Genomic DNA, 9,843 nt, shown 5'->3' on the forward strand with positions numbered 1-9,843 from the left:
CTCGGTGCTCCGGGCGGCTGTTCCTGCGGGTCCAGCGAATTGCGCAGCAGAGTCGATACGCGTGTCAAAGTCAGTCACTGGCTGCCCTCCGCCGTCCACGGTGCGTGACCTCACTACAGAGTGCCGTCTCACAGCGGGGCCTGCCAGGTCGCCGTCGTACCCGCGCCCCCGCCCGTTGCGTCAGCGCCGATGTCGCCATCGTCGTAAACCGTCAGGCGCAGGCCGTCCCGCCCGCCCGGGAGGACGGCCGTCGCGTCGACCGTGATCTCCACGCGGGTGACACCGGGGCGGTGTACGGCGGCGGCGAGGGCCCGGCGCAGGGCGGTGAGGAGCTGGGCGGCGACGGGGGAAGGGGTGCGGTGCTCGACGGGTCCGGTGAAGTGGACGGAGGGCCGGCGGCCGAGTACCGCCGCCGCGCCGGCCACCTCCCGAAGAACCTTGCCGCGCAGGGTTGTTGGCGCGTCGGCCGGGGGCTGCTGGAGGGCGAAGATGGTCGTACGGACCTCCTGGACGGTGGCGTGGAGTTCGTCGACCGCATGCCCGAGAATCTCGTGGACCTTGTCGTCGCCCTCGGCACGGCGCTGGGTGGACTCCAGCATCATCCCGGTGGCGAAGAGCCGTTGGACGACGAGATCGTGCAGGTCGCGGGCGATCCGGTCACGGTCCTCGTACACCGCGAGGCGGGCCCGGCGCCGCCGGGCGTCGGCGAGGACGAGCGCGAGGGCTGCCTGCGAGGCGAACTGCGTCGCCAGGAGCCGTTCCACGTCGGTGTACGGGCGGTCACCGCGCCGGCGCGGCAGCGCGAGCGTGCCGATCAGCCGCCCCTCGGCCCGCAACGGCAGCAGCATGCTCGGCCCGAACCGGTGCCGTACATGCGTCGTCATCCGTGGGTCGGTCGCCGAGTCGTCGACGAACACCGGCTCCCCACCCAGGAGTTGGACGAGAACAGGGCTGCCGGGTGCGATGGTGGTCCCGACGATGTCACCGGGGTCGTCGAGCGCCGCGGCGGTCACGATCTCCATGCCGCCCTCGTCCGTCGGCTGCAGCACGACGCCCGCGGCGGCGTCGGCGAGGACCCGGGCGCGGTCCGCGACGGTCATCAGCGCGTCGGCGGCCCCGTCGGTGAGCAGTGCGGTGGTGACGGCGGCGGCACCCTCGATCCAGCGCTCACGCTGCCGGGCGGTCTCGTACAGCCGGGCGTTGCCGATGGCGATGCCGGCCTGCGCGGCCAGCACGCTCAGCAACTGCCGGTCGTTGTCGGTGAACTCGGTGCCGTCGAGCTTCTCGGCGAGATACAGCCGCCCGAACTCCTCGTCGTCCCCTTCCTTCCTGACCAGGATCGGTACGTCGATGACGGTGATGCCCTCCCGCTCGGCCCGCCCCGGATCGGCCTTGCGGATCTCGACGAGACCGTCCTGCCCGGGGTCGGCCATCCCGAGCCCCGCGTACCGGGCACCGGTCAACTCGGCGGCACCGTCCACGATGTGCTGGAGGGTGGTGCGCAGTTCGAGATCGGAACCGATGCCGAGCACGGCTTCGAGACGGGGCGGCAGGGAAGGCGGGGACGCGTCGCCTGGCATACGAACGGGAACCGGAGAGGCAGCCGGCTCAGGTGGCCAGCGGGTCCAGTACCAGCGGCTCGATCTTGCCCTCCAGCATGTACCCGAGGCCCTGTACCGCGCACACGTCCGGCCGTTCCGCGATGTGCACCGGCATGCCCGTGGCCTGCCGCAGCATCTGGTCGAACCCGGGGAGCAGCGCGCTGCCGCCCACCATCATGATCCCGCGGTCGGCGAGGTCGGCCACCAGATCGGGCGGGCAGTTCCGCAGCACCTTGCCGATCCCGTCCAGTACGGCGGTCAGCGGGGTCTGGATGGCGTCGCGCACGGCGGCGGTGTCGACCTGGACGGAACGGGCGAGGCCGGTGGCGACGTCCCGTCCGTGGATCTCGGTGGACTCCGGGCCGTGCGGGGTGAGCCCGTTGCCGGAGAGGGCGAGCTGCAGCGGACGTACGGACTGACTGGGCAGCATCAGCTCGTGCTGATGCCGCAGGTGCTGCACGATCGCGTGGTCGACGGCCTCACCGCCGACCGGGATGCGCTCGGCGGTCACGATCGAGCCGAGGGAGAGCACGGCGAGCTGGGTGGCGGCGGCACCGCACACCATGACCATGGTCGCCTCGGGCCGTTCGACGGGCAGCCCGCACCCCACGGCGGCGGCGACGAGCGTGTCGACGAGCTCGACGCGCCGGGCGCCGAGTCCGACGAGGGTCTCGATGGCCGCGCGCTGCGCGAGCGGGTCGGCGTCGTGCGGGTAGCAGGCGGCGGCCCGCAGGAAGGGCTTGCGGCGCAGAGTGCGGCGGACCTTGTCGCCGATCAGGTGGCGCAGCATGCGCTGCGCCATCTCGATGTCGACGACGGTCCCGCCGGACACGGGCCGTACGACCCGGATGTAGTGGGGCGTACGTCCCGTCATCTTCTCGGCGAACTCCCCGACCGCGATCAACGCACCGGTCTTGGTGTTCACGGCGGCGACGGACGGCTGGTCGACGACGAGCCCGGCGCCCTTGACGTAGACGCGGGTCCGCGCGGCCCCGAGGTCGACGGCGAAATGGCAGCGGCGCAGCTGTTCCAGACTGACGGTCATGGCAGATCCTCCCGAGAGCGCAGACCGTGTGGGCCGCGCCGGTCGGCGGGCCTCCACTGGTCATCGTGCGGGGGTGGGGGAGGAGGGCGCCTGTTGTAGGGGGCCGGGTGGGGCGCCGCCGTATGGGTAATTTATCCTTTATGTCTGAATTAGGACCAAGGTCCCGAAAGGATCGCCGAAGGTCCCCAGGAGAGCTGTTGCGTGTCCCGGGAGGGCTGCACAGGGCTTTGGGGCGTCACCGAACGTCCGAAGCGGGGTCCGGGCGGCCCACGATGCCACGCACCACCCCCAGCTCCACCAGGTCCTGCGGCCGGATACGGAGCTGGTCCGCCGTCGCCTCCACCTCCTCCTCCGGGCGCTTGAGGATGGCAGCCGCCAGTTCCGGGGCGATGACGGAGAAGTAGCTGTCCGGCGTGGCCCAGGTGTTGCCGGGAGCGGCGAGGGCCAGGGCGCCGCCCGAGCCGCCCTCGCCGATCAGCAGCGTGGTGACCGGCGTACGGGCGGCGGCGACCGCGCCGAACAGGTCCGCGATCGCGGCGCCCGCGCCCTGCCGCTCGGCGTCGGCATCGTTCGCGGCGCCCGGGGTGTCCACCAGCGTCAGCACCGGGATGCCGAGCCGGTCCGCGAGGCGGATCAGCCGGGTGGCGGTGCGGTAGCCGGCGGGGCGGGTGGCCGTGCCGAGCTGGGCGGCGTACGCGACGGTCCGCCCGTCCGCCGCACACTCGCCGAACCCGCACGCCATACCGGCGTCGGTGCCGCCGCAACGGTCGCCGCCGATCGCGGCGCGCCGGGTGAAGTACGCGTCCAGGTAGGCGTCGGCGCGCGGGCGCCGGGGGGAACGAGCGCGCTGGACGGCGTCCCAGCCGGTGGTGGGGAGGAATGCGGTACCGGGCAACAGCGGGGGCAGAGCAGCCTTTGCCGCTACGCCGCTCGGGTTGGGGTCGGCGGTGGTGTTCGACGGGGCCGGGGGCAGGGTGGTTGCCGTCGGTCCGGCGTTTGGGTTGGGGTCGGCGGTGCTGGCGTTGTGCGGGGTCGGGGGTAGCGGGGCCTTCGACGGTCCGGCGCTCGGGTTGGGGTCGGCCGCTCCGGCGTTCTGCGGGGCCGGGGACGTGGCTGTCTCCGTTGGCTCGGTGCCGCCCGTACCGGCGATCAGCAGGCGCAGCCACAGTGCCAGCGTCTCCCGGAGCTCCTCCGGGCGGACGACCGCGTCGGCCGCGCCCGCCGCCACCTGGGCCTCGGCCGTGTACGCCGCCGGGTCCGCGTCGGGCGGCCTGACCCGGGAACCCGCGAAGCCCACCTGGGCGCCGGGCAGCGCGAGCACGATGTCGGCGCCCGCGCCCAGGGTCGCCCAGCCGCCGCCGGTCGTCGGATCCCGGAGGACCGCGATCTGCGGCAGGCCCGCCTCGCGCGTGAGCACCGACTGCCGGGCCACGCGCTGGAGTTGGGTCAGTGCCAGCATGCCCTCCTGCATGCGGCTGCCGCCCGTCGCGACGAGCGGGACGACGGGCAGGCGGTGGGTGCGCGCGTATTCGTACGCCGACTCCAGGCGGTCTCCGGTGCGTTCGCCGAGCGAGCCGCCGAGGAAGCCGAACTCGAAGGCGATCAGTACGGCCGGGGTGCCGCCGATGTGCGCGGTGCCGCAGACGACGGACTCCTCCTCACCGGTGCGGGCGGCGGCGCGGGCGCGCGAGGCGTCGTAACCCTGCCAGGAGAGGGGGCCGTCGGGCGTGAACTGCCGCATGGAGTGCGGCAGTTCACGGAAGCCCTCGTGGGAACCGTCGGTGAGCAGGGCGATGATCTCGCGGGCGGAGTGACGCCCGGGTGTCCGGTCAGTCACTGGGCAGCGCCCGCTTCATGATCTTCCCCATGTCGTTGCGCGGAAGGGCGTCCAGGTAGCGCACGACCCGGGGGCGTTTGTGCGGGGCGAGACGGCCGGCCACATGGTTCGCCAACTCGGTTGCGTCCGGCGGGGACTGCGGATCGACGGGGACGATCCAGGCGACGATCCGCTCGCCCAGGTCGGCGTCGGGCTCCCCGGTCACGGCCGCCTCGCGCACGCCCGCGTGCTCCAGCAGCGCGTTCTCGATCTCGCCCGCGCCGATCTTGTAACCGCCGCTCTTGATCAGGTCGGTGGCCTTGCGGCCGACGATACGGACATGGCCGTCGGGATCGCGCACCGCCATGTCCCCGGTGCGGAACCAGCCGTCGGCGGTGAACGCGGCGGCGGTGGCGTCGGGCCGGTTGAGGTACTCGGTGAACAGGTTCGGCCCGCGCACCTGGATCTCGCCCACGGTCTCACCGTCGTACGCCGTGATGGGTGCCCCGTCCTCCTCGACGAGCCGCAGCTCGACGCCGGGCAGCGGTACGCCGACGGTGCCCGCGCGGGGCTCCCCGTCCGCGCGGACGCTCGGCCGGGGGTCCGGAGGTGTCCACCGGGACGAGCACAGCATCAGGGTCTCCGTCATGCCGTACCGCTCCACGACCCGGCGGCCGGTCGCGGCCGTGATCCGCTCGTGGTCGTGGACGGGCAGCGCGGCGGAACCCGAGACGAGGAGACGTGCCCGGCCGAGCGCCTCGGCGAGTCGCGGGTCGTCCGGGAGCGCCTCCGCGATCCGGTGGTACATCGTCGGTACGCCGAACAGCATCGTCGCCCCGTCGTTCAGCTCGCGGGTCACGCCCTCCGTCCCGAACCGCCCGAGGTGCCGTACCGAGCCGCCGCGCCGCAGCGGCCCCAGGATGCCGAGAATCAGACCGTGCACATGAAAGAGCGGAAGCCCGTGCACCAGTACGTCGTCGGAGGTCCACTGCCAGGCGTCGGCGAGCGCGTCCAGGGTGGCGGCGACGGCCCGGCGCGGAATGACGGCGCCCTTGGGCGGGCCGGTGGTGCCGGAGGTGTAGACGATCAGGGCCGGGGTTTCGGGGGCGGGTTCGTACGTCGTCCTGGGTGCCGCCCCCGCGGACGCACGTACGTCGACGTCGACGTCGATGCGCTCCAACGAGCCGAAGGCAGAAGGGAGTTGATCGCCGGGCGCGGCGAGTACCAGAGCCGGTGCGCTGTCCTTGAGGATGTGCCCCAGCTCGCTCTCCCCCGACTTCGGGTTGAGCGGCACCGCCGGGACCCCGGCCAGCAGCGCGGCCACGACGCCGACGGCCGTCTCCAGCGTCGGCGTCGCCCAGACGGCGACCCGGCCACCCGCCCCGGAGATCCGGTCGGCGAGGGATCCCGCCGAGGCGGCGAGCTCGGCGTACGTCAGCGAGCGCTCGCCGAAGCGCAGGGCGGGCCGCCCGTCCGGGGCACCGGTCGGATCGCCGGTCAGGCCGGGGAAGAGAGGGGACACGCGTCGTACTCCTTGATCGTCCGTCGTCACGTCAGTCGTACAGGTGCTCCATGGCGGCTGTCACCCCCAGCCATACCACTCGTGCGCCGCACCGTCGCGTCTCCGGTGTCCCCGGTGTCTCACGCATTGCCATGGAGCACCCCGTTCCTGGTTTCCTGCCGCGTTCCTCGTTCCGTCACCGATGCTGCGGCTTCCCCCGGAGGTGAAGGTCAAGAGCGCTTGTTAACCTTCACCTGATTCCACTATCAGTGGTGAACCAGCAGTACACGCCTTACCGAGGGAGTCCCTGTGGTCCGCATCGCGATCGTCACCTACGACCCCCGTCCGGGGACCAGCCAGGACCGCGACTTCCCGGTCCTGGTACGGGAGCTGGTGGCAGCCGGGGCCGACGCGACCGCCGTCCACTGGGACGACCCCGACATCGACTGGGGGGCCTTCGATCTCGCGCTCGTCCGGTCCACCTGGGACTACACCTGGCGCGCTGAGGAGTTCGCGGGCTGGCTGGAGCGGTGCGAGAAGGTCACGCGGGTCGCGAATCCGGTCGGCGTCCTGCGCTGGAACATGGACAAGCGGTACCTCGGTGAGCTGGCCGCGGCCGGGGTCCCCACGGTCCCCACCACCTATCTCGCCCCGGGTGACGCCCCCGTCCTCCCCGACGACCGCGAGTACGTCGTCAAGCCCACCTCGGGCGCCGGCGCCCGTTACGCGGCCCGCTACACGCCCGAGGACCGGGAGGCGGCTGTACTGCATCTCGCGCGTATGCACGCCGAGGGGTTCACCGCGATGGTGCAGCCGTACGTCGGGAGCATCGACGTCACCGGGGAACGTGCCCTGCAGTTCTTCGGCGGTCGTCTTCTGCACGCCAGCCGCAAGGGCGCGGTGCTGGCTCCCGGCTCGACGTACGACGACGAGAAGGTCGCCCATCCCGATCTTGAGGTCTGGTATCCGACCCCGGCCGAACTCGCCGTCGCCGAGCGGGCGTTGGCTGCCGTACCGGACAACCCCGGGCTGCTGTACGCCCGTGTGGACCTCGTCCTCGGTGACGACGGCGAACCCCGGGTCATGGAGCTGGAGTTGATCGAACCGAACCTGTTCCTCGATCTGCATCCGGACTCGGTGCCGGTGGTCGTGCAGGCCGTCCTGAGGGCCGCCGCCAGCCGGTAGGGACCGGCCGGCCCGTCAGTCCCTGACCGCAGTCCGCTGCACCAGCCCCCAGGTGAACTCCGCCACGCACTCCCGTCGCGCCCCCACCGCGTCCGGTGCCGTGAACGCCAGTCCCCAGCGTGTGGGGGCCGTTCCCTCCAGGGGGCGCGCGGGGGCGAAGGCGCGGGCGACCTCGTCGACCGTGCAGGACCAGGGGCGCAGGTCGGTCAGCGTGCGGAGGTCGGGGGCGGGGGCGCCCGGGGCTCGTACCAGCCACTCGTTCCAGGCAACGCCGTTCGGGGCGACGAGCACCTCGAAGCGCAGGTCGGGCCAGAGGGGGACAGACCACAGCCAGGCCTCGCACTCCAGGTCGCCGATCCTGCGGGGCGTCACCGACTCGGGGGCGCCGAGAACCGAGCGGTACCGGGAGGCGGCGCGGCGGGCACGCGGGGAGCGGAGCATCGCCTGCCAGCGTTTGTTGGCCTCCCGCATGTCCGCGATCGACACTCCCAGCTCGCGCCGGGCGTCCTCCACCAGGTCCGGGTTGTGGTCGGCCATGCGGCGCAGCAGCACCAGCTGGAAGTCGATAACCGTCAGCATGCGGACCATCGTCCCGTATCCACCGGTGGACGAGGGTGGTCACGGACGGCAACGAAGGCGTCGCACAGCCATTGCCCGCCCGGGCCCTTGTGGTTAGCCTGTGCTTTGTTCGTCATGCCGATCGTCTGTTGAAATCTCGAACGTCGCCGAAAAGCAGTGAAATGTGCCGTAAGGCGCCGGTAGCGCCGAGATCGTAGACACCTTGGACACAAGAGAGGGGGCCGTCATGGGACGCCTCGTACCTGCCGTGACCCGGGCTCTCGACATTCTTGAGCTCTTCCTGGACGGGGACGGCACGCTCTCCGCCCCGGACATAGTGCGCCGACTCCAGCTGCCGCGCACCACCGTGCACGAACTGGTGACGACACTCGCCGCCCGTTCGTACATCGTGCAGGTCCCCGGCCAGCCGGGACGCTACCGCCTGGGCGTACGCCCGTACCAGCTCGGCAGCCGCTACGCCGAGCAGCTGGACCTGGCGGCGGAGGGTCAGCAGGTGGCCCGTTCCGTCGCCGAGACGTGCGACGAGACGGTCCATGTCGCGATCCTCGAAGGCACGGACGTCATCTACATCGCCAAGGTGGACTCCACCCACGCGGTCCGGATGGTGTCGGCCGCCGGCCGCCGTCTGCCCGCCCACTGCACGTCCGTGGGCAAGATGCTGCTGGCCTCGCTCCCCGACCACGAGCTCTCCGCGCGGGTCCCCGACAACGTCCCCCTGCCCGCGATGACGCCGAACAGCATCACCGACCCGGCGGCCCTGCGCGTCGCCCTCGCGGAGATCCGCCGCCGGGGCGTCGCCGTCGAGAACCGTGAGTCGAACCCGGACGTGAGCTGCGTGGCGGCGCCGGTGCACGACCGCACGGGCCGGGTGGTCGCCGCGCTGTCGATCTCCGTCCCGATGATCCGCTGGAGCGACGACCACCGTACGGAGCTGGAGCAGCTCGCCGCCAAGGGCGCCGCCGAACTCTCGGAGCGCCTCGGTCACCGGAGTGTGGCATGACGACGTACGAGCCCACTCTCGAAGTGGCGGTCCAGGCGCAGGCGACCCTCGGCGAGGGCCCGGCCTGGGACGCGGCTGAGTCCCGTCTGATCTGGATCGACATCCTCGGCTCCCGCGTCCACACCTACGACCCGTCGACGGGCCGCCGCACGGTCATGGCGACGGAACAGCACGTGGGCGCGGCGAAGCCCCGGGCGGGCGGCGGCCTGGTCGTGAACCTGCGTGACGGGGTGGCCCTGTACGACGGCGAAAACGCCGACCCCGCCACGGGCTTCCGCTGGCTGCACCACGACCCGACCCCCGGCCGCCGGGCCAACGACGCGGCGGTGGCCCCCGACGGCTCCCTGTGGGCGGGCACGATGCGCTACGACGAGGCGCCGGGCGGCGGCACACTGTCCCGGCTGACGGGCGACGGCGGGGTCACGACCGTCCTGGACGACGTGGCGGTGAGCAACGGCACGGGCTGGAGCCCGGACGGCCGGCTGATGTACTACATCGACTCACCGACCCGCCGCATCGACGTCTTCGACGTGTCGGCCGACGGCCAAAGTGTCACCAACCGGCGCCAGTTGGCGCTGATCGAGGAGGGTGCGGGCTTCCCCGACGGCCTGACGGTCGACGCGGACGGCTGTGTCTGGGTGGCCCTGTGGGACGGCGGAGCGGTTCGCCGCTACACCCCGGCCGGCAATCTGGACCGCACGATCACGCTCCCCACGGTCCGCCCCACGGCCTGCGCCTTCGGCGGCCCGAATCTGACAGACCTGTACATCACCACGGCCCGCGTCGGCCTGTCGGCCCCGCACCCGATGTCGGGCTCGGTCCTGGTCGTGCCGGAAGCGGGCAAGGGGCTTGCCCAGCCCGCGTTCGCGGGCTGATCCGCGGGCTGACAGGACCGTACGGCGTCAGGCAACCGGCCGGGCGGGCAACGGAGTTCTGTTGCCCGCCCGGCCGCATTTCCCCGTCCCCGTCACCTCCGTCCCCGTCACCTCCGTCCCCGTCACCTCCGTGACTGTCACCTCCGTGACTGTCACCTCCGTGACTGTCACCTCCGTCCCCGTCACCTCCGTGACCGTCACCCCCGCTGGTGTTACTCCGTGACCGTCACCCCCGCTGGTG

8 protein-coding genes are annotated in these 9,843 nt (G+C 72.2%); 3 read left to right on the plus strand and 5 right to left on the minus strand.

What is annotated here, in order from left to right:
* Nucleotides 1-128 precede the first annotated feature (128 nt).
* From RB628_RS33745 to RB628_RS33760, 4 genes are all read right to left on the minus strand, one after another.
* On the minus strand, nucleotides 129-1,580 hold the full coding sequence (locus RB628_RS33745) for a GAF domain-containing protein (protein ID WP_318324435.1): 1,452 nt from the start codon (nucleotides 1,578-1,580) through the stop codon (nucleotides 129-131).
* A 28-nt stretch (nucleotides 1,581-1,608) separates the two neighbouring features.
* A complete protein-coding gene (locus tag RB628_RS33750) occupies nucleotides 1,609-2,646 on the minus strand; it encodes a rod shape-determining protein (RefSeq protein WP_318324436.1) in 1,038 nt (345 codons plus the stop codon).
* A gap of 235 nt (nucleotides 2,647-2,881) precedes the next feature.
* Complete coding sequence (locus RB628_RS33755) at nucleotides 2,882-4,483, minus strand: carboxyl transferase domain-containing protein (protein WP_318324437.1); 1,602 nt, start codon at nucleotides 4,481-4,483, stop codon at nucleotides 2,882-2,884.
* Nucleotides 4,476-5,984, minus strand: coding sequence for an acyl-CoA synthetase (locus RB628_RS33760; protein WP_318324438.1), 1,509 nt, complete (start codon nucleotides 5,982-5,984; stop codon nucleotides 4,476-4,478). The genes RB628_RS33755 and RB628_RS33760 overlap by 8 nt, the downstream gene beginning before the upstream one ends.
* A 288-nt stretch (nucleotides 5,985-6,272) precedes the next feature.
* Between RB628_RS33760 and RB628_RS33765 the strand changes: the two genes are divergently transcribed.
* Nucleotides 6,273-7,148 carry a hypothetical protein gene (locus RB628_RS33765; RefSeq protein WP_318324439.1) on the plus strand — a complete coding sequence of 292 codons (876 nt, stop codon included), beginning with the start codon at nucleotides 6,273-6,275 and terminating at the stop codon, nucleotides 7,146-7,148.
* Between the two features lie 15 nt (nucleotides 7,149-7,163).
* Here the strand turns inward: RB628_RS33765 and RB628_RS33770 are convergent, their stop codons facing one another.
* Nucleotides 7,164-7,736 carry a hypothetical protein gene (locus RB628_RS33770; RefSeq protein WP_318324440.1) on the minus strand — a complete coding sequence of 191 codons (573 nt, stop codon included), beginning with the start codon at nucleotides 7,734-7,736 and terminating at the stop codon, nucleotides 7,164-7,166.
* Nucleotides 7,737-7,953: 217 nt separating this feature from the next.
* Here RB628_RS33770 and RB628_RS33775 point away from each other — a divergent pair, with 217 nt between their 5' ends.
* Both RB628_RS33775 and RB628_RS33780 read left to right on the plus strand, forming a co-directional pair.
* Nucleotides 7,954-8,727, plus strand: a complete 774-nt coding sequence (locus RB628_RS33775) for an IclR family transcriptional regulator (protein WP_318324441.1) — start codon at nucleotides 7,954-7,956, stop codon at nucleotides 8,725-8,727.
* On the plus strand, nucleotides 8,724-9,602 hold the full coding sequence (locus RB628_RS33780) for an SMP-30/gluconolactonase/LRE family protein (protein WP_318324442.1): 879 nt from the start codon (nucleotides 8,724-8,726) through the stop codon (nucleotides 9,600-9,602). The genes RB628_RS33775 and RB628_RS33780 overlap by 4 nt, the downstream gene beginning before the upstream one ends.
* The last annotated feature ends 241 nt before the right edge of the window (nucleotides 9,603-9,843 follow it).

Origin of the sequence: Streptomyces sp. ADMS (assembly GCF_033441795.1) — a bacterium.
In the GTDB taxonomy this organism is placed as follows: Bacteria; Actinomycetota; Actinomycetes; order Streptomycetales; family Streptomycetaceae; genus Streptomyces.

Coding starts and splice junctions, on each gene's coding strand:
- RB628_RS33775 (WP_318324441.1), top strand. CDS start 7,954: ATGGGACGCCTCGTACCTGCCGTGACCCGGGCTCTCGACATTCTTGAG.
- RB628_RS33750 (WP_318324436.1), bottom strand. CDS start 2,646: ATGACCGTCAGTCTGGAACAGCTGCGCCGCTGCCATTTCGCCGTCGAC.
- RB628_RS33770 (WP_318324440.1), bottom strand. CDS start 7,736: ATGGTCCGCATGCTGACGGTTATCGACTTCCAGCTGGTGCTGCTGCGC.
- RB628_RS33745 (WP_318324435.1), bottom strand. CDS start 1,580: ATGCCAGGCGACGCGTCCCCGCCTTCCCTGCCGCCCCGTCTCGAAGCC.
- RB628_RS33780 (WP_318324442.1), top strand. CDS start 8,724: ATGACGACGTACGAGCCCACTCTCGAAGTGGCGGTCCAGGCGCAGGCG.